The sequence below is a fragment of the Candidatus Nitrosopumilus sp. bin_68KS genome (genome assembly GCF_054095825.1).
Genome location: NZ_JBSWSP010000014.1, coordinates 1 through 26,426, shown reverse-complemented (window position 1 = coordinate 26,426; position 26,426 = coordinate 1). Strand labels below are relative to the sequence as shown.

Sequence of the window (26,426 nt, the reverse complement as noted above, 5' to 3'; positions counted from 1 at the left end):
AATTGAAACTGTATCTAATTTCAATATCTCTGATTTTGATTTTGACTCTGATGAGAAAAGATTATCTCTATTCATAAACAGTGGATTGGAAAATAATTTAGGTGAGATGCTAATCCCTCAAAATCTTTTGGGAGGCAATTTTACATTTTATCTAAATGATCAGCAATATTTTCCACAAATTAATTCCAATGAAAAAATTTCTTTTATTACCTTGAATTTTACTGGTACAGGTGAAAACAAATTGGAAATTTTTGGAACGACTTATCTTCAAGGTTTAGAAATCAAAGATAAAGTAATTCAAAATGAAATATCTTTGATACAAAAAGAAGAAACCATGAATGATTCTCTTGGTTGGATTGTATTAGTTGGGTTTTTGGTAGTTGCAGTAGCATTAATTGCAGTGAAACTAAAGAAAAGAAAGTAATTCATCTGATTCAAATACAAAAACTCTAATAATTTGGGATGTGCTATAAGATAAATGGATTATGAAAAATTTTGTTCAGAAATTTTAGATATTGATCCTAAAATTAGATTTGCGTCAGTTTATGATGAATGGGCTACCCGCCTTGCAGGTGGAATGAAAGCAGGAGTTGAGAGTTTACTTTCTAATCATGCTGAAAATGAATTAGTTAATCTTTCAATCATGGATTGGAAATCTCGTAAAGATATGGCAAAATATTTGGGTTTGACAAAGTATACTTTGGGAGAATATGATAAACTTAAACGATTTTCATTTTATCTTGGATCTGAACACTTGCTTCTTGTAAGTTCTGAAAAAGACTTGGACACGAATGTTGTAGTTGATCAAGTAATCGAACTCTATTACAAAAATAAATCCTAATTTATCTCCTCATGGATAATCCCAAAATTGCTTTGATTGGTGGATTTGCCACTGTAGTTGTTTTTTCTATAATACTAGTTATTTTTCATTGATTTAATCTTCAGCAATTAATTTCTCAATAATGGATTCTATATGTCCAGTTTGCCCAAATGATATATCTCTGAGAATTCCTTTTCTATCTACTATTATTGTTGATGGAGTTCCCTGCAATGCAAACTTTTCAAATGTTTCAGCAGAGTATTCTTTTGATTTCATATAGTTTTTGACTCTCTGAATAATCTGATTTTTGTAATCATCAGGCTGTGTGTCAAAGTCAGGAATTTGAGGATAGATGAATTCCATGATTTTCTCTTGATTAATTTCGCCTGAAGTTTTTGTTAAATTGTCCATCCCTAATGGAAATGGAATTTTGTAATTTAGTTTTTTTCCTTCTTTTAATTGTCCGTACATTGATAGTGCATTCTTTGTTTCTCCAATAACTTCGCCAGTCTCTGCAAGCATCTTTAAATTTTCTAATGTATTTTTGTCAAAATCTTCAAATGCTGTTGCAAGACCTATTACTCTAACTCCGTCATCTTTGTATTTGTTGTAAATGTTAATTGCTTCTGGAAGTGCATTCATAAAGCATCCTGGGCAATTGACTTGAAATACCTCTAATATTACAATGTGGTCTTTTTCTTGGTCAAAATTTGTTGGTGCACCTTGAACCCATTCTGAAACACCGAAATTTGGTACTTTTTGACCAATTACTGCACTCATGACACAATCTTGTATTTTTTCCATTAAATACTAAACGATGAATGTATTTTCTTTATATTGGAATTATTCATACTTTAACAGAAAATTCTATTTGTAATTCCAAATACATTATTTTTGATTGTTAGAATAAACAAACAATCCGATAAATCCCTTAGGAATGAAACTGTATTTGTGAGGAAATCCCCAATTATATTGATAGTAGATGACTCTCAAGCATTTCGCGTGTTCTTTAGGGATACTCTGAAAAGAACTGTAAAGTGGGCCCGAATTGTAGAAGCCAAAGATGGATATGAAGGTCTTCAAATGTATCTAAAGTACAAACCAGATGTGATTTTATTAGATTTGAAGATGCCCAATGTTGATGGTTTTAAAGTATTGAAAGCTATTGTTCAAGATAATTTGAATTCTAGAGTTGTTGTGACTTCTGCGTATATTGATGATCAAACTAGTATCAATGAACTAATGAAAATGGGTGCATTTAGCTATCTCCCAAAACCTATGAATCGTATGGTTCTAATGAAAACCATTACTGATGTACTAAATAGCGGTAGAAAAATTGATTCAAAGAAAAAATCTCCAAGAGACAAAAGAACTTCAAATTCTTTTGTGTTGAATCAAAACTATTAGATTTTATTTCAAGTAACCTAATATAGGACCCACAAAGTTTCAAAACAAATTGCAAGTAGTAACTGATGACAGATTGGCACTTTTTGCTGAAATGGAAGAAAAGTACGAGCAGAAAGACACTGATTACTTTATCTCTCTTTTAGAGCACCCTGATTATGTGGTTAGAACCAGAGTAGCTTGTATTTTGGTTGATTTTGGTGGCGAAGATAAAGTTGAGTATATTGCTAAAGTTTTAAAAAATGATGAAAATGAATTAGTTAGACATGAAGCCGCATTTGCGTTAGGTCAAATGAGTTATTCTAGTGCTATTCCTCCATTAACTGATGCAACTCTTCATGATCCAAGTATGTTTGTACGACATGAAGCCGCAATAGCATTAGGTGTTGTTGGAAATAAAGAAGCTAAAGAGGCACTTCAAAAAGCATTAAACGATCCAGAACCTCCAGTCGTGGAATCTGCAGTTGTAGCACTATCTAATATTGAATTTATGGAAAAGTTAAGTAAGAACGAAAAGTTTGCAAAGTTAACAGGTGGATGAGATGAATTTTGCTTATGGCGTAATAGCAGTTGTTGGTGTGTTGGCTGCAATCACATTGGGATTCATTGCAATGAGTCCAGATGATGTTATTCAACCAAGAATAGTTTCCATTGATGGAACACCTACTGCATGTACAATGGATTATACTCCTATGTGTGGTGTTGATGGCAAAACTTATGGTAATTTATGCATGTTAAATTCTGCTGATGTAAAATTAGTCCATGAAGGTGAATGTGGTGCTGATGATCCTAGAGTAACCCAAAGAGTTCAACCTAAAGATATTGTAGAATCTGAACCTGTGGTAGAACCAACACCTGAACCCACTATGACTGCTCCACTCCCTGTATCTACTGGAATTCATGCAGTAAACATTGCTGAAGGTTCTGGAACTCCTGGATGTGAAGAAACAAACGAATGTTATTTGCCTTATTCTGTTACAATTTATGTAGGTGACACTGTACAATGGAACAATCCTGATAGTGCAGCTCACACTGTAACCAGTGGAAATATTTCAGATGGACATGATGGAATGTTTGATTCTAGTTTATTTATGTCAGGTTCAACTTTTGAATTTACATTTGATAAAGCAGGAGCATTTGATTATTTCTGTATGGTTCACCCTTGGATGACTGGTAAAGTCATTGTTAATGAAATTGAAGAGATGATAGTTGTTGAAGAACCCACTCCTGAACCTGAACCAATAATAGAATCTAAACCTGAACCCGTGGTAGAATCTGAAACAATGTTCATAGTCTCAATTCCTGCAGGTGCTGCAGTCCCAGGATGTGAAGAAACAAACGAATGTTATTTGCCTTATGAAATTTCTGTATCTGTTGGTCAAACAGTAACTTGGAGTAATGATGATTCAGCAGCTCATACTGTTAGTAGTGGAACTGTAAATGCAGGAGTAACTGGAGTATTTGACTCTGGATTATTCATGTCCGGCTCAACTTTTGAGCATACCTTTGAGAAGGCAGGAAAATACGATTATTTCTGTATGGTTCATCCGTGGATGACTGGAATTGTTACTGTAAACTAAAGTGCTGTGACTAAACTTCCTTGTTCAGTTGATTCAAATTTGTAAATTTGCTCCACACTTGAATCTTCAAAGATTTCTGTATCATGAGTAATTATTAGAAACTGCATAGGTGTTTGTGAGTTTGAAATCTCTGATAATTGAGATAAAACTCCTACTAGAGATTTTTTTCTTTCAGCATCAAGATGTGTTGTTGGCTCATCAAGTATCATTAAATTGAGATTTGATGCCCCTAGAAGACTTGCCATTCCTAATCTTAATGCTAATGCTACACTAACTTTTTCTCCCCCACTAAGTGATTCTAAATCTAGCATTTCACTTTTTGAATAACATGTTATAGAAATATCTCTAGCTTTTTCTGATAATGAAATTCTCTGTATCTTTGTATTAAGTAATGTGAGATATTCTGAGGCTTTTACTGATATTGTATTTAGTGCCCATGATCTTAGACTTGTTGCAACTGGTCCGTCTCTGCTGAAAATATTTAGTTGAATTTCATCTAGTTTTACAATATACTCTTTAACTGTAATTAATTCTGAAATTGCATTTTGAATTTTTTGTATTTCTTCTTCAGATTTTTTAATTTTTTCTGAAATTGCTCCGATTTGTTGATGAATCTCTGATATATGATTTTGTTTTTCAACTACTGATTTTTTTATATTGGTAAATTCGTCCTCATCAAATCCTTCAGTTTCCATCTCCAATTTTAAAATATTATCAAATATCATTTTTGCATGTGTATCTATCTGTGCTATTTCTAATAAATTTCCATTATTTGTCAAAGGAATTTTTTCTTTTTTTATCTCTACTTCTTTTTGAATTTTTACTAATTCTTCTTTATTCTTTATAGAATATGCTCTAAGTGTTGCTTCAGCATCTCTTGCATTTTGTACTTTATGTAAAAAATCTCTTTTCTTTTGATTATACATGTCTCTTTCTTTTTCTTTTTCAATAATCATATGCTCTAAGGTTGCCAATTCTTGTTTCAGATGTTCTTCTTGAAAAAGTGGATTGAGTTTTTCCACATGTGAATCACAAACTGGACATTTGTTATCTTTTAGTTGAAGTTTAGATGCTAACAATTGCTTCTCTTTTAATGATGCAGTTTGAATTGCCACTTCTTGAATTTTTTTCACAGTTTCTTCTACTGCTTGATCAATTTTTTGAATTTTCAATTCCAAGTCTTCTTTTAAGTTTACATGCTCAAAACAATCCTTACAATCATGTATTTTACGCTCATTTTCGCTAATCTCTTTCTTTATTTCATGAATTGCCTCTTTTGCATATGTCAGAAGCTCTTTTTTTCTCAATTCTAATTGGTTAATTTTATCTATTTTGGGAGATTCCGTTTCTATTTTCTCTCGTAATCTATCAACTTCATTTTGCAATTGGTTTTGTTTTATTTCTAATTGGTTTTTTTCAGGTTTTGATCTTTCTATCTCTTTTTGATTCTTTTCTAAATCCTGTGACAAAATGTCAAGATGTGTATCATCAAAACCAATTTTCTCTCTAATTTTTTCACGAAATTCTTTGTTTACTATTTTCATTGCTTCTGATGCGATATCGAGTTTGTCAATTCCTATGATTGCGTTTAGTAATTCTTTGAATTCTTTAGGTTTGGCATTGATAATGGCATTTAATTCTCCTTGTTGTACAATCGATGCTATTTTTAATTTTTCAAAATCAAGTCCAATAACTTTCTCCACTTCTCTAGTCATTGATTCGCCAAATTGTTTTCTTTCACCTGCTGCAATTTCAACACGTTCATTCCCGACAATCTCTGAAAATGTTGCAGCTAAACTACCTTTACTATCGATTTTTCTTACTGCATCAAAATGTTTTCCGTTAATAGAAAATCCAACCTTTGCAAATCCTTGAGTTGCTCCACGTTTGATTAATCCTTTATTTGATTTCCTTGTGTGATGACCAAACAATGCAAAAGTTATTGCATCTATAATGCTTGATTTTCCTGCACCGTTATCCCCTACAAATACTGTCACTCCCTTTTCAAATTTAATTTTTGTATTCGAATGTGCTAAAAAATCTCCTAGTTCTATTGATGTGATCATTGTTTTTTCACCTTTTTGAATTTCTCAAAGTTTTCTAAAATTAATTGTGATGCCTCTTTGATTTCATTTGATGCTAATATGGGGAGTAATTCTCTAATTGCAAAACTCGCATTTTCTTCTGAACCTAATGCGTCAACTGATAATCTGAACATCTCATCTTCAATAACATTAGGTCTATCCAGGAATACTGAAGAATCTGAAATTTGTTTTGAACTAATTCTCCAAAAACATCTGAGTACCAATGAGTTTAATCTGGAAATTTGTGCCTGAATTTGGTCTGTTTCTATATTCTCACCTTGTATTTTTATCTCCACGATTGGTTTTTTCTTTGAATTCAATATTTGTTCAGAAATTTCATCTATTGTTTTTGATAATTCTTGGTATTCTGTTTGAAATGAAAATTGAGGTCTAGTGTCTAATTCAATCCAATTTGGATTTGATTCTTCTCCTGAAATATCTACTTCAAAGAATCCTTTCTTTGTATCTTTAATTCCTTCACTTGTTGTTAATTCTGTAGATCCTGGATATGCAATTGGACCATTTAGGTGATTGAATCGTTTAACATCTGTATCGTGTAGGTGACCCATTGCATAGTATGTGAAATTTTTTGGTAAATCCGTTGATTGTATTTCTGCTGCAAATTTATTAAATTCTGTCACTCCTTGATGTAACACCAATATTTTGTGTCCACAGTGATTTTGTGCAGCTTTATCAATTTGAGAAAATTTTTCTTCATATTGCGGAATTTCTGCTCTCCTAATTTTATCAAACCCTGCTAATAGTACTCCTTTGTATTCGATTGGGTTACCTTGCCCAATATATTTTGAAAATTCTAAATTATGATAAACATATGGAATGGGTGTTGTTCTTATTCTGCTAATGTCATGTTCTCCTAAAATAAAAAACGAATCTATGTTATTTTGTTTTAATCTCTTTAATCCATTTCCCATTTGCACAATTGCTGTTCCGTTAGGATTTGGAACATGGAAAATATCTCCTGCAAAAATCACAAAATCCACATGATCTTTTATGGAAGTATCTATTGCTTGATTAAATACATCATACACATCTTGTGCACGTTCATCTGTACCATATTGTACTAATCCCAAATGTGTGTCTGAAATGTGAGAAAATAACATTAGTCTAACAACAAATCTTTTTGAACTAGTCCTTGTGTTGATTCAATTGCAACTTCCTTCATTTTTTCGGCATTTGCCCAAGCATTAACTGCACTTTGATCTGCCCCCATAATTTTCTCTTTTACTTCTTCAACATGAACTAGTGATGGTAAATTCGTCCATTGTCCAACTAGAACTGCATCTCCTACGTTGAGTGATGTCAATTGCGCAATTAATTCACGACTAGTTGATTCAGTAGCTGAGGCTATTTGACGCTGATCGTCTTCTTGAATAATTTTCATAATTGCAAATGATCCTAATTGGCTTAGAACATTAAGATCTACACTTCTAGGTCTTTGTGATACTATGCCTAAACCTAATCCGAATTTTCTTCCCTCTCTTGCTATTTTAGCTGCCCAATACTTTGCACTAGTATCATGATCTTTTGGAATGAAAACATGTGCCTCTTCTATTATGACAAATATTGGCGAATTAAATTGATAATTTCTTTCTCGCTTTGATCTTCCATGTCTTGCAATACTTGCATCTTTTCTATCTTTCAATAATTGTTGTAAATAAAATGCTACAGCTACATTGGCCTGTTTTTCTGATAATTCTGAAATATTAAGGATGTTTGTACGACCTTCTTTGATAAAACTAATCGGATCCCCCATATCTGGATCCAAAATATCTTCAAATCTTCTCTGTGATTCTTCTATAATGTCTTGTACTCTATATGCTGATGTTCTGATTTCCTTTAGTTTTTTATCTTCTGAATTCACAATAAAATCAATTTCGTTTTCTAGCTTTTTCCAAAATTCTTTTGATTCTTTGACATGTTTTGTAAATGCCATTCTTAAAACTCGTTGTTGAACATTTGCACCATCTCTAATTTCTAATACTTCTGAGAGTTGATCAGCATCTAACAATCTTGGATTAATCTTGGCATCAATTACATTGATGCGTGGGATGTTTAGACTTGTGTAATCATTGTGATAATCAAAAATTATGACGGTTCCCTTTAATTTTGAAATTTGTTTTGTAACAAGTGACACAAGATTACTTTTACCCATTCCCGTCATTGCTAAAATTCCTAAATGTCTTGAAACAATTTTATCCAGATTTATTTTGGCTTCAATAGTTTTATTTCGTAAAAGATTTCCTATTGTAACCCATCCTTCTTTTTTTGGACTAAAAATTATTTCCAAATCTTGCTTACTTGGTTGAGTAATTTCTGTGCCTGGAATTGGTGGAATTGAGGGTATGATTGACTGACCTTTTCTCAAATTTTCTAAAAATCCTAAAATTCCTATGTGGGCTGTGAATGTTTTGTCACGTTTGTTAATTTCAGCAATTTCTGTACTTTCTGATGCTTCATCAAAATTTCTAACGTCTGTAAAAGCTGCACTAGAAACTGATGATCTTTCAACTAATCCTAAAATTTCACCTTCGTCTGTTTTTATTTTGATATATTCTCCTACCGATAGTGCCCTTGAAGTAATTGCTGTTACAAATGTGGGCTTTGATTCTCCAATCACATATCCTAAGCTCAACCTAGAACCTCCCTTGAACCAATTTCATTACTTAATCCTAACAAACTAACCATTTTTGCAAGCTCTTTATCAGATATTTTACAGTTGTTGTGTGCAAGTTTTAATGCATATGGGTATCCACCAACACTATTTTTGTATAATTTATTCATTGCAGTTTTTATGTCATTTTCATCATGTTGATCTCCTAAAAATTCTAATTTGATTATTGGAGTAGAATCACTTAATCTGACAAATGTAGATGAAATAACTTTGTCTGTGCCGTATTTTTTTTCTACAAATATTTTACTAAATCCTGAATTATTTGAAACATGATTATAGTAGAAAATATCTCCTGCAAGAGATCCTAAATTTTCAAATTGTTTTTTAGTATTTGATGTTTTTGCAATAAAAATTACATTGTTCCTTTTTTTCATTGTTTTTACTACCTGAGAATCTAGAGATGATTGCCTTGTCATGAATTGAGAATGAAGTGAACCATCCATTAATACTAAATCCACCATGTCCACTGTTTTTTCACATGCCTCAATCTCCATCTTACTTGCAATTCTTGAAAGGTCAGTGTCTGAACCAAGCCCTGATTCATGTACATCCACTAAAATTTCTCCATCTGATTTAATTGAAACTGCAGTTGTTGCCCACAATTCTATTCCTTGAAATTTGGTATTGTTGAAACTACTATCGATTCCAGCAGTAACTGCTTCTTCTTTCTCAGGCATGAATTCTACCCAATTCCCTTTTGCCTTTTGTATAATTTGCTCAAATTTGGGACCTTTTAAAATTGATAACATTTTTTCTCTATTGATTATGGCATCTTTGTAAACTGTATTGAGCACACCAATAGTTTGTTGGTTTGAATAAAATCTTTAGGTTATGCTAAACTTTGACAAACCTGTTCTATCAAACCATTTACCCAATTCTACCTTTATAGATAATTTTTTCATCCGTTCCTGAAGGCGTACTTCTATCTATGTATCTGATTTCATATTTGTCACCAATGTGAATTACTTTACCATCTAATTCTCTTGGAATCTTTATCTTTACTTCAAACGTGCTTGTATTGGGACCTGTCTCAATTAAAGAACTAGAATTTGCATCAAATCTTGGATTTGCAAGTGTAGTTCTAATACCTCCATCCCCTCTGAATTCAAATGAACTTAATGGAATCTTGTCTTCGTCTTTAGAGTCTCTATTTGCATCAGGTTCGTAAATTCTCAATGTGAACTCATGTCCAATTCTGGAACCTCCGCCCAAAGTTTCAACTTTGGCAAATGTAGAAGTTAAAGGAAATGATTTTACAAGTATTCTTTTATCTCCGGAAAAATCTGACTCATCCAAGTATTTTATGATGACTATATCCTCTTGACTTAATGGCTTCCCATTGATTGTGGCAGGTAATTCTAATCTGATATAAAATTCACCAGTGTTTGGTCCGGTTTCAATCATTTTTTGAGGACCGTTAATTTCAATTCCGTTAACTGTAAATTCAAACAATCCTTGTGTGGAAATTTCCTCAACTCCATTATGTGCTACATTCAAGTCTTGATCCTTTATGTAGAAATTAACAATTGACATGCTTGATGCAGGAATGGTCTCTATTTCGCTTTCTGAAGCTGAAACTGATTTGAATTCTTTTTGCAAATCTGTAAATTTTATTGGCGTGAATAACATTCCCAATTTTTGCATTTTTTCAGCAGTTTCTGGTCTCACGCAGGCAGCAAAACCATTTGTTCTGATAACTAATTCCAATTCTGTCTCACAAAGAACATCTTGAGGTGTGACTCCACGCTCCATCTGTTTTCTGGGCGAATCCAAGTCCCCAAAAGATGGTTGAATTACTATGAGAAAAAGACTACAAATTAATGCGATTTGAAAAATATTCATTACAAATTTTTGAATTTCTTTACATAAATAATTTGGTGATAAATCATACTTTGTTTAAAATTCAAGATGACTAGAATTAATTAAGTGAACATTCCCAGTATCATTAATTGAAACGAATAGGTTTGTTGGGATGTGGTGCAATAGGTACTCAAATTGCTCTTGCAATTGATTCGGGAAAGATTCCTGGAATACTAACACATGTTTATGATGCATCAAAAGAAACGGCAATTGAACTTGTCTCAAAATTAAACTCTAAACCAGAAATCGTTGAAAACTCTCATCTCTTATCTTCTCATAGTGTAAACATTGTAGTTGAAGCTGCATCTCAGGATGCAGTAAAAGACGTTGGTCTTAGTGTCTTGCAAAATAAACGTGATTTGATGATCATGAGTGTTGGTGCATTATTAGATGAATCAATTTATGATATTTTATCTGATGCCTGTGAACATTTCAAAAAAACTATCTATCTCCCTTCTGGTGCAATTGCTGGTCTGGATGGAATTAAATCAGTTAAAGATGAGTTAGAGTCCGTATCAATTACAACAACAAAACATCCACGTTCCCTTAAAGGTGCAAAGTTTTTTGAAACTTCTACAATAGATTTAGCCTCTATTGTTTCCTCTACAGTAATCTTTGAAGGAACTGCCAAAAAAGCAGTTTCATTGTTCCCTGCAAACATCAACGTTGCTGCTCTTCTTTCATTATCTGGAATAGGAAGTGAAAAAACAATCGTAAAAATTATTGCTGATCCAAATACTGATAAAAATACTCACCATATTGAGGCAACCGGAAAATTTGGAAGGATGAACTTTACAATAGAGAATTTCCCAGATACTAACAATCCTAAAACAAGTCGATTGGCAATTTTATCTGCAATTGAAACTCTGAGAAAGTATTGCTCTGATGATATCCAGATAGGTACCTGATCTGGCAATAATTGCCACATTTAGCATATTTTTAGAGAATTCTGGACTGCTTCCCATTCTTTAAATCCCTACGAACTCAAAAATTTGTAACCTATGTTAGTTCAGCAATCATCTCAACTCAAAGAAGAAATTCTAAGACTCAAGAAGGAAAAAGATGTGGTAATTTTAGCACATAATTATCAAATCCCTGATGTGCAAGATGTTGCAGATTTTACAGGTGATTCTTTGGGACTTTCACGACAAGCTGCTACTGTAGACCAAAAGACAATTTTATTTTGTGGTGTAAACTTTATGGCAGAAACTGCTGCAATTATTAGTCCAGACAAAAAAGTACTTCTTCCTGATTTAGAAGCTGGATGCTCATTATCTGATTCTATCTCTGTTGATGAATTGCGTAATTGGAAGAAACAACATCCTGATGCAATTACTGTAGGCTATGTTAACACTACTGCTGAAATTAAAGCAGAACTGGATTATTGTTGCACTTCATCTAATGCTGTAAACGTTGTAAAGGCAATACCTGAGGAAAAAGAAATATTGTTTTTGCCTGACATGTTCCTTGGTTCTTATGTTGCAAAAATGACTGGAAGAAAAAATATGCATATCTGGGCAGGAGAATGTCATGTCCATGCTGGAATTACTCCTGAAGACGTTACTGAAAAATTAAACTCTATGAAAGATGCAGAATTTGTAATTCATCCTGAATGTAGCTGCACAACTCCTATGATGTATGATGTGGCTGATGGAAGCTATGATGGTAAAAAAGTTTCAATTCTTTCTACAGAGGGAATGTTGAATCATGTTCACCAATCAAAAGCAAAAAACTTTGTTGTTGCAACAGAAACTGGAATTCTGTACAAAATGCGACAGCAAAACCCTGGAAAAACATTCATCCCTGCATCGGAGAAGGCTGAATGTCAATATATGAAGATGATCACTCTTGAAAAAGTGTATGATGCACTGATAAATGAAAAAAATGTCATCACTGTCCCAAAAGAAATTGCTGATAAAGCTCGTTTGGCAATAAATAGAATGCTTGAAATCAGCTAAACTGTGTGACTGTTTTGGTTGGATTATTTAGTAGAACTCCAAAAGATCCCAATAAGAAAAAAAATATTGAAAAACTCAAAGAGATAAAAAAACTAGTAAAAGAAAAAAAATATGCTGCTGCTCTAAAATCTGGTAATGATTTTTTGCACAAAGTTCCACATCATCATGATATTTTGTTTACTATGGGTGGAATCTACTATTTACAAAACAAGTACAAAACAGCAATATCGTATTTTGATAAAGCACTAGAAATCGGTTCATACGATGTTGAAGTTTTATTACTTAAAGCATATTCACATCAAAAATTAGGTGAAAATAAAAGATCAATTCAGTGCTGTGAAAAAATTCAAGAAATTGATCCAAAAAATAAATCTGTTTTACAATTACTCGAAGAATTGAATTCTTAAATTTCTAAACTCATGTCAATTCCTTTTACAGAATTTGTAATACTTCCAACGGATATGATATCTACTTCAGTCTTACCAAAATTGGCAATATTTTTGGAATTAATCCCTCCTGATGCTTCTAGCTTTACGCTATTTCGTAATTTTTCATTTTTGAGTACTTGAATTGTTTTTTTGATTTGTGTTGGTGTAAAATTATCTAACATGATTATTGATGCTCCTTCTTTCGCAGCAAGAACTGCATCTGATATTTTTTCTACCTCCACTTCGAATTTTTTGTGTCTTTTCTTTGCTTTTTTAATAAGTGATAATATTGAGCCTTCAACTGCAATATGATTATCTTTTATCATTACCATTTCATCTAGTTTGAGTCTGTGTTTTTTGCCTCCACCAATCTCTACTGCTTCTTTATCAAAATATCTTAGTCCAGGAGCCGTCTTTCTAGTTGCATACAATTTTGTTTTAGTTGGAATCTTTTTTACAAGTTGATTTGTTTGAGTTGCAATTCCGCTCATTCTAGTGAGTATGTTCAATGCAGTTCTCTCACATGCGAGAATTTTTCTTGCATCTCCTGAAATTGTCATTATGGTATCATTTGGTTTGACTCTTGACCCATCTTTTCTAACAATTTTTACATTACAACCTCTCAATTTAAAAATCTCTTTTGCATAACTTGCCCCTGCAACAATAGCTTTCTCTCTTGAAATTATTCTTGCTGTAATTTTTTTCTTTGGTAAAAGAACACTTGTAATATCCCCAGTACCTATATCTTCAGCAAGAAATTGTGATAATTGTTTTTTAGAATTAAATGTCAACATTATTGTTAAAATATTAATGTGATTTTAAAGATTTAGAAATTTTTTATGTTACTTTGATTGCATACTTGCCTTTTTGAGTGATGCCTAAAGTTTTTGAAATCTCTGAATTTGTAGGATCCACTACAAGCACAATTCCCGTCCAGTCCGGTGTTAAATCTGATGATTTACAACCTGGACAAACTTTACCCGTTGTAACAAACTTGCATTTACGGCATGCCATTTCTCGTGCCATCTTAACTTGCCTCTACTTCAGCTTCTTTTGCAGGTTTATCTGAATCCCCTGTGGATTTTTTAATCTCTTCGGCAATCCAGTCATCTGCTCCAAGGAATGGTTGTCTACATGTGATTCCAATCTTACCCATTGCAGCAGCTTTTCCTAATGATACAGCAGTAATTCTTGCACGAAGTGTTGAACCAACTTTTAATGTTCTGCCACTTTGATTAGCTAAAATCATTCCCGACTTTACATCGCTTTTAAGATAATCATCCATCACTTGTGATAAATGAAGTAATGCATCAGTTGGACCAATTCTTACAAATGCTCCAAAGTCAGTAATGTCTACAATTTCACCTTGAACAATTTCTTGTAATTTTGGATAAAATGTTAATGCTTCAAACTGAACTCTATGGAATGTACCGCCATCTCCGGCAATCATTTTTCCCATTTCATCAACTTTAGCATCTAAAATCATAATGATATACCCCAAATCTGCATTAATCATACTCTCGTACTTTTCCTTGAGAATATTTACTGCTGCCTTTTTGAGTGTAGTTCCAAATAAGCTGGGAGGAATCCTAACAACATCAACTAGGGTAGATATAGAAAACAACTGAGTTTTTTTCTTGAATTTCAATTTATGAATCTTTGGGTGATTTACTCATAATTATCCAAAGATTTTGTTAATTTTTCAAAAAAATGACAATTTTTTTCCATGTCTGACTTATGTTTAAATAATGTAGACTGACTTTTTTACGCAATGGTTGGAATAGATCAAGTTCTTGAAAAACTAAGTACGGTCATTGATCCTGATTTGAAAAAAGACATTGTCTCAATGGGTATGATAAAAGACTTGGAACTAAATGATGGTGATTTGAAATTTACATTAGAATTAACAACTCCTGCATGCCCTTTCAATGTCGAAATTGAGGATGACGTAAGAAAAGTAATTGGCGAAATTTCTGAATTGAAGAATTTTGATTTGAAAGTAACTGCAAAAGTAATGGAAGGACGTTCACTTGATGCAGATACTGGTATGGCATCTGTCAAAAATATTATTGGTGTCGCAAGTGGCAAGGGTGGAGTTGGAAAATCAACTGTTTCATTAAATTTGGCATTGGCATTATCTGAATCAGGAGCTAAAGTTGGTTTGCTTGATGCTGATATCTATGGACCAAGCATTCCGTTAATGTTGGGAATGAAAGATGGATTCATGGAAGTAGAGGAAAACAAACTTCAACCTGCTGACTCTAATGGACTAAAAGTTGTATCTTTTGGATTCTTTGCAGATCAATCTAATCAAGCAGCAATTTATCGTGGTCCAATCATATCTGGAATATTAAAACAATTTCTCGTTGATACTAATTGGTCTGACTTGGATTATCTAATTGTAGATCTTCCGCCTGGTACCGGTGATATTCCACTTACACTTGCCCAAACAATTCCTATTACTGGAATCCTGGTTGTAACAACTCCTCAGGATGTTGCAAGTAATGTTGCAGTAAAAGCTGTATCTATGTTTGAAAAACTAAATGTTCCAATCATTGGCGTTGTAGAAAACATGAGTCACTTTATCTGCCCAAACTGTAATGACAAACATTACATCTTTGGTGAAGGTGGTGCAAAAAAAATTAGTGAACAGTTTAACATGCCTTTCTTAGGAGAAATCCCATTAAATTCTGGAATCATGGCAGGCTCTGATTTAGGAAAACCCATTATGATTACAAATCCTGATTCTCCAAGTGCAGTATCTTTTAGAAAGAGTGCAAAAAATATTGCAGCCCAATGTAGTATTCTTGCATCAAAACTTCAAGATGAAATGGCAGCTGAAGGTGCTAGCGAAGAATCTGCTCCAGAACCAAGTTCTAGTTAGTCACGATTAATGTGAAGTTACCTGATTCTTTAAGAGACCAATTGAAAATTCCTTTAGGATTACTTTTACCTGAAAGCCAAGCTGATAAAACAAATATTCAAAAACATCTCAAATCAAATTCATACATCATTACTGTTGGTGATAGAACAACAAAAAAGATGATTGAATTCAATCTAATACCATCATTACAAATTATTGATGGTCAGGAAAAAAGAGAAAAAAAAGACCCACCAAAACTTGCAAACGCTACTGAGATCACTGTAGAAAATCCTGCAGCAGAAATAACTTCTCAAAGTATTGATGTGATTAAAAATGCATTTACTATGGAGCCTCCAGTAAGACTCTTTGTTGTTGGAGAAGAAGATCTTTTGGTACTTCCAGTTTGTATTCATGCCCCTGATAATGCAATTGTTTTGTATGGACAACCAAATGAAGGACTTGTTATAGTGAAAATTACTCCAGAAATTAGAAATAAAGCACAATCAATACTTGATTTAATGGAATAATTGGGGTGTGATGAGACGGTGGCTGTATGATTGGTGATTACTCTACTAAACCTTCTGACCCTATTAATTCATATTTTAAAGAATGAAAATACACCAAACTTCTTACAACAATTGACATTTCAAGATAAACACGGATTATTACAGTAAGAGATGTGAAACTTGATCCTGAATTAAGACTGCAAATATTGGAAAAAATTGGCATCTATTCAAATCGTTTTTCAATTTCAGAACCTCAGATTCTACTATCTACAAAAGAGGTACTTGATGCTCCAAAAGAAATGACTGAGGGTAGACGTACTTCAGCATACAAATATTATGGAGTTTCATATCTTCAGCATAATCTAGTTTTCATAAATGTTAGAAAAATCCCCGATGAGAAGACTTTGGAAAATACTATAGTGCATGAATTAATTCACATGAGATTTCCTTATCTTGCTCATGGTAAAAGATTCAACAAGTTGGTAAGACAAGGGCTTAAAGGAAAAACATTTTTGCCATATAGAAAAAGAAGTAAGATTTCTGCTATTTGATTTATATTTCCCAGACTTAGGCAAAAGCTGAGTATAACATGGAAATTGCTGAAATTCTGCCATTTGTTGCAGGAATTGCATCCTTTTTAGTTGCTGGCGGTTTGGTTGCATGGATTACAAAACAACCTGCAGGAACAAAAGAGATGATGGATATCTCAAATGCAGTCAAAGAAGGGGCTGCAGCATTTCTAAAAAGAGAAATGATGATTATTGTTCCAGTAGCTATTGCATTATCGCTAATTATTGCAGTGTTTTTGACTCCATCAAATGGAATAGCATTTGCAGTTGGTGCAGCATTATCTGCAGTTGCAGGAATTATCTCATTAAAAATTACAGTAAAAGCAGCAGTAAGGGCTGCAAATCTTAGTGGCAGTGGATTGGGAAAGACATTTGCTATGGCCTTTAGAGGCGGTGCAACAGTAGGCCTTGCAGTCCCTGCAATGGCCTTGATTGCAATTACTGGTCTTTATGTCATTTATCCGGATCCAATTACAATTGCTGGTGTGGGAATTGGGGCAAGTTTAATTGCATTATTCATTAGAATTGGTGGAGGAATTTTCACAAAAGCTGCAGACATGGGTGCAGACTTGGTAGGAAAAGTAGAAGCAAACATTCCTGAAGATGATCCTAGGAACCCTGCAACTATTGCAGACAATGTTGGAGATAATGTTGGTGATGCAGCAGGGATGGGTTCTGATGTTTATGAATCATACATTGTTACAATACTTGCAGCATTACTTATTGCAGCATTAATTGGCGCACCAAACTATTTCCTTTATCCTATTCTTATTGGCTCATCTGGAATGATTGCATCAATCATTGGAGTTGTAATTGTTGGTTCAAAAGGAGTAACTGATGTAATGAAACCACTTAATCGTTCATTTTATGTTTCAGCTACAATTGCCATTGGACTAAACTATGTCTTTATTACACAATTCATTGAACAGTCTGCTGCAGGATATGCTTTGTTTGGAACTACAGTAATTGGTGTAATACTAGTTCCAGTAATTCAGAAAATCACAGATTACTATACTAGTTACAAGAAAGGCCCTGTAAAAGAAATTGCAGATTCTGCAAAGTGGGGTTATGCTTCATTAACTTTAATGGGAATTATCAAAGGTATGCAATCAACAGGGCCATTTATGATTGCTCTCGTTGTTGCAATTATAATATCATACAGCATAGCTTCTGGAGCTGCACCTGAAGGGGCAGACCCAGTATTGTATGGAATCTTTGGAACTTCTTTGACTGCTATGGCAATGTTGAGTCTTGCAGGAATTGTTCTTAGCATCGATGCATTTGGTCCTATTGCAGATAACGCAGGAGGAATTGTAGAAATGACTGGAATGGGAGAAGAAAATCGTAAAGTTACTGATGAAATTGATGCAGTTGGAAATACTACAAAGGCAGTTACAAAGGGATTTGCTATTGCCAGTGCTGCACTAGCTGCCTTGGCCATGATTCAGGCATTCCAATTTGAAGCAGCACACATCTTTGAAGGCATTTTAGAATTAGATTATAGTTTAACTAATCCTGCAATTATCGTCGGATTACTCATCGGTGGATTAATTCCATTCATCATTACAGGACAATTAATTAACGGTGTGTCGAGGGCTGCAGGAAAAATGGTAGACGAAGTAAGACGACAATTCAAAGCAGATTCTGGAATTCTTGCAGGAACCTCAAAACCTGATTATGCTAAATGTGTAGATATTGCCACTGTTGCATCAATTAAAGAACTTTGGAAACCTGCAATCGTTGCAATTCTTGCTCCAATAATTTTAGGTATATTGTTAGGCCCAACTGCAGTTGCAGGATTACTGATGGGTGCAGTTGTTACTGGAATTTTACTTGCATATCACTTGGCAAACACTGGTGGTGCATGGGATAATGCAAAGAAACTAGTAGAGATGAATGGCGAGAAAGGATCTGAAGTTCACAAAGTCGCAGTAGTTGGAGATATTATTGGTGACCCTTACAAAGATACTGCAGGACCTGCACTTAACACTGTGATTAAATTGCTTAACACAATTGCAATCGTATTTGTATCTGCATTTGTTGCAATTCTTGCAATCTAATCTTCTACAATTAGTGTCATATCTAATTCGTCAATTTGAACTTGAATTGCTTTTTGTAAAGTTGTATTGTGCGTATCACAGAATTTAAAATAGTTATCAGCTGTCTGGAAACATCCGCAAATCCATTTTGTTTTCTTGTCGCCTTCAACTGTCCACTTTGAATATTTGTGTTCAGACATGTTACTTGTAAAACGATTAATCTAAAAAAGTCTTGTAGAAAAAGGAAAAAAATGTTTAAGGACAGCCTTCCATCTTTTGGATAAAATAGCCTTTTTCCTTAATTGCCTGCTCTACAGGCTCTGGTGCACCTTGTGAATGGCAGAATTGACATTCGTTTGTAGTCATCTCTGCATCTCCTTCACCTACGGACTTTAACCATTCTTTACCATATGTGATGGCTTTATCATGATCTTTTTCACCAGTAATTACATCAAAGTGCATGGTATGACCATCTGCTGCTTTGACATAAGTGTCGTATACGTGAATTTCCATAATTGTAATCAAAAAAAGGGATATTTAATTCAAAGATCATCAAAATTCATGAAATATGCAGTTGAGATTAAAATTCCAAACTCTTCAAACATACTTTTAGAATTAGATGATAAAAATTCTCCAAAAACTGTCAATGATTTTATCAAAAATTTACCCTTTACAGTTGATCTTAATGTTTGGGGTGATGAAATCTATACCTCAAAATCACCAATATCTCAACCCGAAGAAAATGCAAAGTCTCCTGTAGACCTAAATGATGTTGCCTATTGGCCAACTGGAAAAGCAATTTGTTTATTCTATGGTCCTACTCCGATAGGAAGACCCGGAGAAATTACGCCAGCTTCTCCTGTAAATGTGATTGGAAAAATTATCTCGCCTGATAAATCCATTCTAAATGATGTTGACACTGAACAAGCTACATTCAGCTTGAAATAGTTCTATTCTATTGGAATTTCTAATATTTCTGATTCAAGTACAAATGCTCTGAAATTTTTATTGATGCCAGAATAAATTATCCACACAACTGGATTACTTTCCATGAATTTTTTGTCCGTATTTGATGGAAATGCATCTGAATCTGGATGTGAGTGGAATATCCCAATAACATCAAGTCCTTTTTGTTCTGCAATTTTATACCCTTCAATTAACTGATCATTTGAAATTGTAAAATTAACTGGAGATTCTTCGATATTTTCTGTTAGGAACAAGTCTGAAACTATATTATTTTTTCCAAACAAAATAGCACATGACTCATTAGGTTTCTGGTTTTCTGAATACTCTGATAGAATTTTTTTGTCTGTTTCTGATAAAATAATTTTCTGCAAATCTATTCTACGTTAACTGTTCCAACCATCCATGGATGTAAAATACAATAATAATCATAATTTCCTGCATCTGCAAATGTAAACTCGTATGAATCTCCCATAGACAATATGTCTGAATCAAATGCTCCGTCTGCACCTGTTTCGGGATTGCCTGATGTTGCAGTGTGTATTGTGTTATCCATATTCTCCCAAACTACTGTAGTTCCAACTGTGATGTCGATGACTTCTGGATCATAAAATATTTGTCCCTCTTCTGGTATTGCAGCTCCTTCTGGAATTATTATTTTAGTTGGCTCCTTTGGTGCTTCAATTACCAATGTTGAAACCATCCATGGATGTACAATACACATGTATTCATATTCGCCAACTTCTAAATCACTTGTATCTAATGTGAAGACTTCACCTGCACTAATCAAACTAGAATCAAATGTTTCTCCAAAGTCTAGTGCACTAGTTACAGTATGTGCAACAGAGTCTACATTTGTCCATTCTACTGTGTGCCCTTGTTGTACAATGGCTCTATCTGGCTCGTAATCTGGATTTCCTTGTTCAGCTGAACCTTCCAAAATTGTAATTGCAAATATTGGTCCTTTCGGTTCAATTTCTTCAACAGGTTCTTCTACTCCAACTTGTTGTGGTATCATGTATGTGTCAGGACTAACAAATCCAAACGCAACCCACATTATTATTCCAGTAGCTGCTGCCATTCCGACTATTGAGCCAACTGGCTTTACAATTGTTGGATGTTTCATTGCAAGATAAGCAATAATAATTGCTGGAAATGCTATTGCCATTAAAATTCCTGCAATAGTAATTACATAGTCTGAAGAATTCATGGTTAATGCAAACATTCCAAATCCTAATGCAATTGATATAACAACCAAAGTCGTTGCTTTGGCTCTGTTACTTGTTGAAACCCCTCCATCTAAGATACCTGCAGCTAAGAAAATCAATCCTACAAACATAGTAAGGCCTGTCAAAGCGTGCATTCCATCGATGAAAGTATGCGCAATACCTGCATAAGACAACGTAAGACCAGCTAATCCTATAGCTGTTAGTCCCATTCCAGGCATCATGAGGTCCCAATTACTCATTTAAGATAGCTGATAGAGCTGAGATACTTATTCCTTTTGAAATATGTAGATCACCTAGACGAAGAAATTAAATGGCTTTGGGAGAGGATAGAGTCAATTGGGATTTAATGAAATACTGGAGATATCAAAACCCAGAATTGTTGTACTTTTAGTAATAACTGCAGTTACATCCATGTATGCTGCAAGTAAACTAGTTCCAGGATCTCCTGATCTTAGTTATTGGTCATATTTGCACATAATTATTGCAGGTGCTTTGGCATCTGCCGGATCTAGTGCACTCAATCACTATTATGATAAAGACATTGATCCCAAAATGACACGAACAAGTACCCGACCTATTCCTTCAGGTAGAATGGCAGCATCCAATGTTTTGATTTATGGTGTTGTTGTAAGTTGTATTTCTGTAATCTATGGGTATTTTGCATTAAATGCAGTGTCTGCTTTCTTTATTGCAGTTGGAATATTTTCTTATGTGATAATCTATACCGTTTGGCTAAAACGTAGAAATACATCAAACATTGTAATTGGTGGCATTGCAGGTAGTGCAGCAGCTTGGGCTGGATGGGCAGCAGCTACTGGCAGTATGGATTTATTGGGATTCTTAGTTGGTTTTTTGGTATTTGTTTGGACGCCATCTCACTTTTGGTGTCTTGCAATGAAAATAAAAGACGAATATGCACAAGCTCAAGTTCCAATGCTTCCTGTTGTAATTGGAATGCAAAAAACATCAAAATTCATTTTAGGAAATACGCTGATTTTAATTCCATACTCTTTGATACTTTCAATTATTCCTGATGGAATGGGAATTGTTTATACAATTATTGCAATTGTTTCTGGTGGATTAATGCTAGTATATCACTATAAACTAACAAAGACCCCTACGTCTGACTTTGCTTGGAAAGCATACAAGGTCACAGCACCATACCTTACAATTATTTTTGTAGCTGTTGCATTAGATGCAGCATTTCATTTTCCGTTATTCTAATAATTATTTCTCAAAACCTGGAAAACTAGCTTCATAGTCTTTTTCCATCATTTCCTTGTTTTGTTCTTCAACACTATCTACTTCCTCTTTTATGATTATTGCTTCTATTCTACGTTCTTCTTTTGTTATCCATACAACAGAAATTAATCCAAGAATCTCTAAATCTAAAAGTAGTTTATTGTATTTGTCATCTGGAATGATTAATCCATCACTTGTCAAGCTTCTGTAAAGCTCAACATCCGTTAAGGATCCTGCTTCTTTTACCTTATCATATATTGTATTTCGTAGTGGAATTGCCATTTTTATCCGTAGAATGATTTATCTCCTGTCTTTGGTACTACGTTAGATATACTTTCCTTCACAGTATTATACCACTGATCAACTTCCTTTGTAATTGATGGTCTAATCTGTTTCAAACTATTTGCAAAATGCTGACTGGATATTTTTGATGATTTTTCTCTCATTGCAAGAACTGCAGCTTCTCTACAAAGGGCAGCTAAATCTGCACCCGTATAGTTTTGAGTAGCAACTGCAATCTCTTGTAATTTCACATCATTTGTCAAAGGCATTTTTTTTGTTAATATTTTGATAATCTCTAATCGTCCTTTTTCATCTGGTGGTGCAACATAGAGTACTAAATCTAATCTACCTGTTCTTAACAAAGAATTATCTACAACATCTGGTCTATTTGTAATTCCAATAACTACGACTCTTGAAGAAATACCTTCTTCAATTTCTGTTAATAGTTGACTGAGAATAGTTTCGCCCACTCCTCCTTCTCCTGATTTAAAACGTGCCAACGAGTCTAGCTCATCAAAAATTATAACACATGGTGATGATGCTTTTGCTTTTCTAAATATCTCTCTAATTGCTTTTTCAGATTCACCCATCCATTTAGAAAGAATCTCAGGACCTCTAACTAAAATCATGTTTGCCCCAGTCTCTGTTGCAAGTGCTCTTCCAAGTAATGTTTTTCCACATCCTGGAGGTCCATAAATCAAAGCTCCTTTTGGTGGTCTAATTCCCATCTTTGTAAATTTAGTTGGTTCTTTCATTGCAATGATTAAATTGTCGGTTAATGCTTTTTTGATTTCATCTAATCCTCCTACATCTTGCCACCATACTTTGGGTCGCTCAACATAAAATTCCCTCATAGCAGTAGGAACAACCTCATGCATCGCATCGTAAAAATCAACTAGTTTAATCTCCATGGACTGTAATACTTCGGATGGAATCTTTTCTGTTTCAAGATCAATCTCTGGAAGGTATCTTCTGATTGATTTTAGTGCAGCTTCCCTACAAAGTGATTTGATATCTGCACCTGTATACCCATGTAACTCTGATGATAAATCTTTCAAATCAATGTCATCACTTATTGGCATGCCTCTAGTGTGAATTTCCAGAATCTCTAATCTTCCATCTTCGTTTGGAACTGAGATTTCAAATTCTCTATCAAATCTTCCTGGTCTTCTAAGTGCTGGATCTACACTGTCTGGTCTATTTGTTGCACCAAGTACAATGACATTTCCTCTGTCTGTAAGCCCATCCATTAATGCTAATAACTGTGCAACAACTCTTTTTTCAACATCTCCGTATGCTTCTTCTCTTTTTGGAGCAATTGCATCAATTTCGTCTATGAAAATTATGCTAGGTGAATTGTCTTTTGCTTCTTTGAAAATTTCTCTCAATTTTGCTTCTGTTTCGCCATAATACTTGTTCATAATTTCTGGACCATTAATTGAAAACATGTTAGCTTCTGATTCGCTTGCCATTACTTTAGCTAGTAATGTTTTTCCACATCCTGGTGGACCATAAAGTAGAATTCCACTATGTGGTTCTATTCCTAATCTTGTAAATAATTCTGGATGTTTTAATGGAAGTTCTACAATCTCTCTCATTGCTTTAACTTCATTTCTAAGACCGCCAACTTCTTCGTATGTAACTCGTACTTTTCTATCAACTGTAGATTCAGTTGAAATAGCAAGGTTTGTACTACGATCGATTTTTACAACTCCTTTTGGAGTGGTCTTTGTAATTTTAAAGTCCATAGAATTTCCTAAAATCATGACAGATATTTCGTCTCCATGTGTAATTGGTAATCCTTTCAATCTATTTTTAACAAAATCAGTAAATTCCTTATCTACTGTTACTGAATCATTAACTGGTGTAAGTGAAACAGCTTTTGCAAATTTTGATGTTACTTTTCTAATTTTAACAAAATCATTTAGTGAACCTCCAACATTTTTTCTTGTTTGTCCATCAATCCTTATTATGTCTGGAAATTTTTCATCTTCATCTACTGGCCAAACAACTGCACAACTAGTTCTTGAACCCATTACTTCTATGATATCTCCTGGGGTGACTTTGAGAAAATCCATAGCTTCTGGACCAATTCGAGCACGCTTTTTACCTACGTCTCTTTGTTTTGCTTCTCCAATTCTCATTTGCAAAGGTTCTTCTTTGCGGGCCAAAAAATCTCCTATTTCATGTCGACTGACATTCGACTCATGTTTAGTACTTCAAATTCACTAACGCCTTCGACAGATCTAATTGCGTCTTCTAATGAATCCATTTGTCCTTCTTGATCTTCTAAAATAAATTCTGCTTTTAGAAATTCTAAGCCAAAAGCCAATGGCTCTTTTGCATGTCTTTTCATAGTTATTCCTTCTTTTAGTGAACCCTTGATAGTTTCTGCTAATTTGTCAAGATCAATTTCGGTTCCATCCGGAAGAATTTTTGTAATTAGTAGTAATTGAGTCATTTTCTAAGGTCCTTGAAAATTACAAGAGGAACAAGTGTAGTTTCTTGCTGCTTCTCTGCAACTTTGACATCTCCAAATTAAATCTGCACCACAATTAGGGCAATTGAATTTTACACATTTATCATTAGGCATAATGGGTCTGTGACAACAACTACATGTTGGTAATGAAATCGTAGACGACATATTCCCAATTTTTCTGTAAACATCATTTATACCTTGCTTAGAAATTGAGCACGTTTTAACTCAATAATTTTTTGAGTTCTCCACCGATTAGGGTTTGAGCAGTTTTCAATGAACCCTTGACTCCAAGTAATTTTATAATTGAACCCGTATGAAAATCAAAATCATCTTTTTCTGAAATTTCTTTTGTGATCTCAGGAGTAATTGACTCAAATAATTTATTGATTGTATTGTTATCTAATCGTTCTAATATTTTTCTTGCAAGTGATTGTTTTTCAAATTCTTTACCAAATCTACTCATCCATTTTTTTTGATACTCTTCTAGATCTGATTTGTCATTTGTTTTTAAAAATTTTGAAATTGCTTGACCTGCATAAACCCCTCCCATCCCACTAGTGAAAATACCTCCTGCTGTAGTTGGTTTTGCTTGACCTGCTGCATCCCCAACAATTACTGTTTTTCCTTCAACAAAATTATCAATGGGTCCTTTAATCCAAATTGGAGCAAAAATTTTTCTGATAACTGAAAAGTTTTTCTTCTCCTCTAGAATCTTATCTAATGTTTCAGCAACGTTAATTCCTCTTCCTGCGACTCCCACTTTCCCTTTACCCTCCCCTGATGGAATTATCCATGCAAAAAATCCTGGAAATTTTTCCTGATCAAAAATTACTTCAACTTTTCCTTTCTTTATCCAATTTGAATAAATTTCATATTGAGCCGATGATAAAATACCTGTTCTATCCTTATGAATTAGAGATGAAACTCCTCTTGCATCAACTAAAATTTTACAATCTATCTTTTCTTCATTTGTTCTAATTCCCGAATCTGTTATTTCTTGAAAGCTTGTTCTAACTTTAATTACTGCCCCGTTCTTCTGAGCTTGAAAAGCTATTTGCTTGTCTAGCTCTCTTCTGCTGATTTCAACTACTTTTTGGTTCTTTGAATTAATTGTAAAACTATTTCCGTTAGGTGATGTAATTTCTGCTGAGTCTATCATATGTTCAAATGTTTTTCTAAATGGAATAATTCCTAGTTCTTCCAAGCCTGCAATGCTGACTAGACCTCCACAATGCTCAGGAGTGCCAATCTCATAATCTTCTTCAATAACAAGAACTGAAAATCCTTTGGATGCAACTTCTCTTGCACACAATAACCCTGCAACACTTCCTCCTGCAACAACTACATCAAAGTACACATATTTCGTTTCTTTGTCAATTATTTAATTCAAAAGTTTTTCATTAAGCCTGTATTTGATTAAATTATGGG

General features: G+C 33.9%; 32 protein-coding genes. 14 read left to right on the top strand and 18 right to left on the bottom strand.

Annotation, left to right across the window (positions count from 1 at the left end; all coding sequences use genetic code 11):
* Positions 1-424, top strand: a 424-nt coding sequence (locus ACW9W3_RS07075) for a hypothetical protein (RefSeq protein WP_457765450.1), incomplete at its 5' end; no start/stop codon positions are given.
* Between the two features lie 54 nt (positions 425-478).
* Complete coding sequence (locus ACW9W3_RS07070; protein ID WP_457765449.1) at positions 479-841, top strand: DUF6659 family protein; 363 nt, start codon at positions 479-481, stop codon at positions 839-841.
* A 93-nt stretch (positions 842-934) separates the two neighbouring features.
* Here the strand turns inward: ACW9W3_RS07070 and ACW9W3_RS07065 are convergent, their stop codons facing one another.
* Entirely contained in the window at positions 935-1,600 is a 666-nt protein-coding gene (locus ACW9W3_RS07065; RefSeq protein WP_457765448.1) for a peroxiredoxin family protein, read from the bottom strand.
* A 192-nt stretch (positions 1,601-1,792) separates the two neighbouring features.
* On the opposite strand from ACW9W3_RS07065, the gene ACW9W3_RS07060 reads away from it, so the two are divergent.
* Genes ACW9W3_RS07060 through ACW9W3_RS07050 form a run of 3 tightly spaced genes read left to right on the top strand, consistent with a single transcriptional unit; the run spans position 1,793 to position 3,804 of the window.
* Entirely contained in the window at positions 1,793-2,227 is a 435-nt protein-coding gene (locus ACW9W3_RS07060) for a response regulator transcription factor (RefSeq protein ID WP_457765447.1), read from the top strand.
* 49 nt (positions 2,228-2,276) lie between these two features.
* The gene (locus tag ACW9W3_RS07055; RefSeq protein WP_457765446.1) at positions 2,277-2,765 is read left to right on the top strand and encodes a HEAT repeat domain-containing protein; all 489 of its coding nucleotides are present in this window, start codon (positions 2,277-2,279) and stop codon (positions 2,763-2,765) included.
* 1 nt (position 2,766) lies between these two features.
* Positions 2,767-3,804 (top strand): plastocyanin/azurin family copper-binding protein, encoded by a 1,038-nt coding sequence (locus ACW9W3_RS07050; protein WP_457765445.1) that lies wholly within the window; start codon positions 2,767-2,769, stop codon positions 3,802-3,804.
* Here the strand turns inward: ACW9W3_RS07050 and ACW9W3_RS07045 are convergent.
* The 5 genes from ACW9W3_RS07045 to ACW9W3_RS07025 form a co-directional block, all read right to left on the bottom strand.
* Positions 3,801-5,870: an AAA family ATPase gene (locus tag ACW9W3_RS07045; RefSeq protein WP_457765444.1), complete on the bottom strand. Its 2,070-nt coding sequence runs from the start codon at positions 5,868-5,870 to the stop codon at positions 3,801-3,803. The two genes, ACW9W3_RS07050 and ACW9W3_RS07045, sit on opposite strands and share 4 nt — an antisense overlap.
* Positions 5,867-7,009 carry a metallophosphoesterase gene (locus ACW9W3_RS07040; RefSeq protein WP_457765443.1) on the bottom strand — a complete coding sequence of 381 codons (1,143 nt, stop codon included), beginning with the start codon at positions 7,007-7,009 and terminating at the stop codon, positions 5,867-5,869. The genes ACW9W3_RS07045 and ACW9W3_RS07040 overlap by 4 nt, the downstream gene beginning before the upstream one ends.
* Positions 7,009-8,541, bottom strand: a complete 1,533-nt coding sequence (locus ACW9W3_RS07035; protein WP_457765442.1) for a helicase HerA domain-containing protein — start codon at positions 8,539-8,541, stop codon at positions 7,009-7,011. Before ACW9W3_RS07035 ends, ACW9W3_RS07040 begins: the two co-directional genes overlap by 1 nt.
* Positions 8,538-9,329, bottom strand: coding sequence for a DNA double-strand break repair nuclease NurA (locus ACW9W3_RS07030; RefSeq protein ID WP_457765441.1), 792 nt, complete (start codon positions 9,327-9,329; stop codon positions 8,538-8,540). The genes ACW9W3_RS07035 and ACW9W3_RS07030 overlap by 4 nt, the downstream gene beginning before the upstream one ends.
* A gap of 118 nt (positions 9,330-9,447) precedes the next feature.
* Entirely contained in the window at positions 9,448-10,422 is a 975-nt protein-coding gene (locus tag ACW9W3_RS07025; RefSeq protein WP_457765440.1) for a hypothetical protein, read from the bottom strand.
* A gap of 107 nt (positions 10,423-10,529) precedes the next feature.
* On the opposite strand from ACW9W3_RS07025, the gene ACW9W3_RS07020 reads away from it, so the two are divergent.
* The 3 genes from ACW9W3_RS07020 to ACW9W3_RS07010 all read left to right on the top strand — a co-directional run bounded on the left by ACW9W3_RS07020 (position 10,530) and on the right by ACW9W3_RS07010 (position 12,805).
* The gene (locus tag ACW9W3_RS07020; protein ID WP_457765439.1) at positions 10,530-11,348 is read left to right on the top strand and encodes an aspartate dehydrogenase; all 819 of its coding nucleotides are present in this window, start codon (positions 10,530-10,532) and stop codon (positions 11,346-11,348) included.
* Positions 11,349-11,441: 93 nt separating this feature from the next.
* Entirely contained in the window at positions 11,442-12,398 is a 957-nt protein-coding gene (gene nadA / locus ACW9W3_RS07015; protein WP_457765438.1) for a quinolinate synthase NadA, read from the top strand.
* Between the two features lie 5 nt (positions 12,399-12,403).
* The gene (locus ACW9W3_RS07010; RefSeq protein ID WP_457765437.1) at positions 12,404-12,805 is read left to right on the top strand and encodes a tetratricopeptide repeat protein; all 402 of its coding nucleotides are present in this window, start codon (positions 12,404-12,406) and stop codon (positions 12,803-12,805) included.
* Here ACW9W3_RS07010 and nadC read toward each other — a convergent pair.
* From nadC to ACW9W3_RS06995, 3 genes are read right to left on the bottom strand one after another with little or no spacing between them, the layout of a single operon-like run.
* Entirely contained in the window at positions 12,802-13,620 is an 819-nt protein-coding gene (gene nadC, locus ACW9W3_RS07005; protein ID WP_457765436.1) for a carboxylating nicotinate-nucleotide diphosphorylase, read from the bottom strand. The two genes, ACW9W3_RS07010 and nadC, sit on opposite strands and share 4 nt — an antisense overlap.
* A gap of 43 nt (positions 13,621-13,663) precedes the next feature.
* Positions 13,664-13,852 carry a transcription elongation factor subunit Spt4 gene (gene spt4, locus ACW9W3_RS07000; RefSeq protein ID WP_048115719.1) on the bottom strand — a complete coding sequence of 63 codons (189 nt, stop codon included), beginning with the start codon at positions 13,850-13,852 and terminating at the stop codon, positions 13,664-13,666.
* A gap of 1 nt (position 13,853) precedes the next feature.
* Complete coding sequence (locus ACW9W3_RS06995; protein WP_255465265.1) at positions 13,854-14,474, bottom strand: DNA-directed RNA polymerase; 621 nt, start codon at positions 14,472-14,474, stop codon at positions 13,854-13,856.
* Between the two features lie 123 nt (positions 14,475-14,597).
* Here ACW9W3_RS06995 and ACW9W3_RS06990 point away from each other — a divergent pair, with 123 nt between their 5' ends.
* From ACW9W3_RS06990 to ACW9W3_RS06975, 4 genes are all read left to right on the top strand, one after another.
* On the top strand, positions 14,598-15,710 hold the full coding sequence (locus ACW9W3_RS06990; RefSeq protein WP_457765435.1) for an Mrp/NBP35 family ATP-binding protein: 1,113 nt from the start codon (positions 14,598-14,600) through the stop codon (positions 15,708-15,710).
* A 41-nt stretch (positions 15,711-15,751) separates the two neighbouring features.
* Positions 15,752-16,216 (top strand): GTP-dependent dephospho-CoA kinase family protein, encoded by a 465-nt coding sequence (locus ACW9W3_RS06985; RefSeq protein ID WP_457765434.1) that lies wholly within the window; start codon positions 15,752-15,754, stop codon positions 16,214-16,216.
* Positions 16,217-16,368: 152 nt separating this feature from the next.
* Positions 16,369-16,746 (top strand): hypothetical protein, encoded by a 378-nt coding sequence (locus ACW9W3_RS06980; protein WP_048115727.1) that lies wholly within the window; start codon positions 16,369-16,371, stop codon positions 16,744-16,746.
* Between the two features lie 38 nt (positions 16,747-16,784).
* The gene (locus ACW9W3_RS06975) at positions 16,785-18,824 is read left to right on the top strand and encodes a sodium-translocating pyrophosphatase (RefSeq protein WP_457765433.1); all 2,040 of its coding nucleotides are present in this window, start codon (positions 16,785-16,787) and stop codon (positions 18,822-18,824) included.
* Here the strand turns inward: ACW9W3_RS06975 and ACW9W3_RS06970 are convergent.
* A complete protein-coding gene (locus ACW9W3_RS06970; protein WP_457765432.1) occupies positions 18,821-19,003 on the bottom strand; it encodes a hypothetical protein in 183 nt (60 codons plus the stop codon). The genes ACW9W3_RS06975 and ACW9W3_RS06970 overlap by 4 nt on opposite strands.
* A 55-nt stretch (positions 19,004-19,058) precedes the next feature.
* Positions 19,059-19,316, bottom strand: a complete 258-nt coding sequence (locus ACW9W3_RS06965; protein WP_457765431.1) for a DUF2024 family protein — start codon at positions 19,314-19,316, stop codon at positions 19,059-19,061.
* Positions 19,317-19,364: 48 nt separating this feature from the next.
* Here ACW9W3_RS06965 and ACW9W3_RS06960 point away from each other — a divergent pair, with 48 nt between their 5' ends.
* Complete coding sequence (locus ACW9W3_RS06960) at positions 19,365-19,751, top strand: cyclophilin-like fold protein (protein WP_457765430.1); 387 nt, start codon at positions 19,365-19,367, stop codon at positions 19,749-19,751.
* 2 nt (positions 19,752-19,753) lie between these two features.
* On the opposite strand, the gene ACW9W3_RS06955 is transcribed toward ACW9W3_RS06960, so the two are convergent.
* Together ACW9W3_RS06955 and ACW9W3_RS06950 are read right to left on the bottom strand one after the other, a co-directional pair.
* Positions 19,754-20,140: a Mov34/MPN/PAD-1 family protein gene (locus ACW9W3_RS06955; RefSeq protein ID WP_457765429.1), complete on the bottom strand. Its 387-nt coding sequence runs from the start codon at positions 20,138-20,140 to the stop codon at positions 19,754-19,756.
* A 2-nt stretch (positions 20,141-20,142) separates the two neighbouring features.
* Entirely contained in the window at positions 20,143-21,234 is a 1,092-nt protein-coding gene (locus ACW9W3_RS06950; protein WP_457765428.1) for a cupredoxin domain-containing protein, read from the bottom strand.
* Positions 21,235-21,331: 97 nt separating this feature from the next.
* Here ACW9W3_RS06950 and ACW9W3_RS06945 point away from each other — a divergent pair, with 97 nt between their 5' ends.
* On the top strand, positions 21,332-22,219 hold the full coding sequence (locus ACW9W3_RS06945; RefSeq protein WP_457765427.1) for a heme o synthase: 888 nt from the start codon (positions 21,332-21,334) through the stop codon (positions 22,217-22,219).
* A 3-nt stretch (positions 22,220-22,222) separates the two neighbouring features.
* On the opposite strand, the gene ACW9W3_RS06940 is transcribed toward ACW9W3_RS06945, so the two are convergent.
* The 5 genes from ACW9W3_RS06940 to ACW9W3_RS06920 form a co-directional block, all read right to left on the bottom strand.
* Positions 22,223-22,519 (bottom strand): hypothetical protein, encoded by a 297-nt coding sequence (locus ACW9W3_RS06940; RefSeq protein WP_457765426.1) that lies wholly within the window; start codon positions 22,517-22,519, stop codon positions 22,223-22,225.
* A 2-nt stretch (positions 22,520-22,521) separates the two neighbouring features.
* Positions 22,522-24,690 (bottom strand): CDC48 family AAA ATPase, encoded by a 2,169-nt coding sequence (locus ACW9W3_RS06935; protein WP_457765425.1) that lies wholly within the window; start codon positions 24,688-24,690, stop codon positions 22,522-22,524.
* 8 nt (positions 24,691-24,698) lie between these two features.
* Positions 24,699-24,980 carry an elongation factor 1-beta gene (locus tag ACW9W3_RS06930; RefSeq protein WP_457765424.1) on the bottom strand — a complete coding sequence of 94 codons (282 nt, stop codon included), beginning with the start codon at positions 24,978-24,980 and terminating at the stop codon, positions 24,699-24,701.
* A 3-nt stretch (positions 24,981-24,983) separates the two neighbouring features.
* A complete protein-coding gene (locus ACW9W3_RS06925; RefSeq protein ID WP_246282220.1) occupies positions 24,984-25,112 on the bottom strand; it encodes a zinc finger domain-containing protein in 129 nt (42 codons plus the stop codon).
* 106 nt (positions 25,113-25,218) lie between these two features.
* Complete coding sequence (locus ACW9W3_RS06920; protein WP_457765423.1) at positions 25,219-26,355, bottom strand: NAD(P)/FAD-dependent oxidoreductase; 1,137 nt, start codon at positions 26,353-26,355, stop codon at positions 25,219-25,221.
* Positions 26,356-26,426: the final 71 nt, after the last annotated feature.

What these genes read in the sequence shown, in the direction of transcription:
- ACW9W3_RS07070 (WP_457765449.1), top strand. Translation starts at nt 479, where the DNA reads ATGGATTATGAAAAATTTTGTTCAGAAATTTTAGATATTGATCCTAAA.
- ACW9W3_RS07065 (WP_457765448.1), bottom strand. Translation starts at nt 1,600, where the DNA reads ATGAGTGCAGTAATTGGTCAAAAAGTACCAAATTTCGGTGTTTCAGAA.
- ACW9W3_RS07050 (WP_457765445.1), top strand. Translation starts at nt 2,767, where the DNA reads ATGAATTTTGCTTATGGCGTAATAGCAGTTGTTGGTGTGTTGGCTGCA.
- ACW9W3_RS07045 (WP_457765444.1), bottom strand. Translation starts at nt 5,870, where the DNA reads ATGATCACATCAATAGAACTAGGAGATTTTTTAGCACATTCGAATACA.
- ACW9W3_RS07040 (WP_457765443.1), bottom strand. Translation starts at nt 7,009, where the DNA reads ATGTTATTTTCTCACATTTCAGACACACATTTGGGATTAGTACAATAT.
- ACW9W3_RS07030 (WP_457765441.1), bottom strand. Translation starts at nt 9,329, where the DNA reads ATGTTATCAATTTTAAAAGGTCCCAAATTTGAGCAAATTATACAAAAG.
- ACW9W3_RS07025 (WP_457765440.1), bottom strand. Translation starts at nt 10,422, where the DNA reads ATGAATATTTTTCAAATCGCATTAATTTGTAGTCTTTTTCTCATAGTA.
- nadA (WP_457765438.1), top strand. Translation starts at nt 11,442, where the DNA reads ATGTTAGTTCAGCAATCATCTCAACTCAAAGAAGAAATTCTAAGACTC.
- nadC (WP_457765436.1), bottom strand. Translation starts at nt 13,620, where the DNA reads ATGTTGACATTTAATTCTAAAAAACAATTATCACAATTTCTTGCTGAA.
- spt4 (WP_048115719.1), bottom strand. Translation starts at nt 13,852, where the DNA reads ATGGCACGAGAAATGGCATGCCGTAAATGCAAGTTTGTTACAACGGGT.
- ACW9W3_RS06990 (WP_457765435.1), top strand. Translation starts at nt 14,598, where the DNA reads ATGGTTGGAATAGATCAAGTTCTTGAAAAACTAAGTACGGTCATTGAT.
- ACW9W3_RS06975 (WP_457765433.1), top strand. Translation starts at nt 16,785, where the DNA reads ATGGAAATTGCTGAAATTCTGCCATTTGTTGCAGGAATTGCATCCTTT.
- ACW9W3_RS06970 (WP_457765432.1), bottom strand. Translation starts at nt 19,003, where the DNA reads ATGTCTGAACACAAATATTCAAAGTGGACAGTTGAAGGCGACAAGAAA.
- ACW9W3_RS06965 (WP_457765431.1), bottom strand. Translation starts at nt 19,316, where the DNA reads ATGGAAATTCACGTATACGACACTTATGTCAAAGCAGCAGATGGTCAT.
- ACW9W3_RS06960 (WP_457765430.1), top strand. Translation starts at nt 19,365, where the DNA reads ATGAAATATGCAGTTGAGATTAAAATTCCAAACTCTTCAAACATACTT.
- ACW9W3_RS06950 (WP_457765428.1), bottom strand. Translation starts at nt 21,234, where the DNA reads ATGAGTAATTGGGACCTCATGATGCCTGGAATGGGACTAACAGCTATA.
- ACW9W3_RS06940 (WP_457765426.1), bottom strand. Translation starts at nt 22,519, where the DNA reads ATGGCAATTCCACTACGAAATACAATATATGATAAGGTAAAAGAAGCA.
- ACW9W3_RS06930 (WP_457765424.1), bottom strand. Translation starts at nt 24,980, where the DNA reads ATGACTCAATTACTACTAATTACAAAAATTCTTCCGGATGGAACCGAA.
- ACW9W3_RS06925 (WP_246282220.1), bottom strand. Translation starts at nt 25,112, where the DNA reads ATGCCTAATGATAAATGTGTAAAATTCAATTGCCCTAATTGTGGTGCA.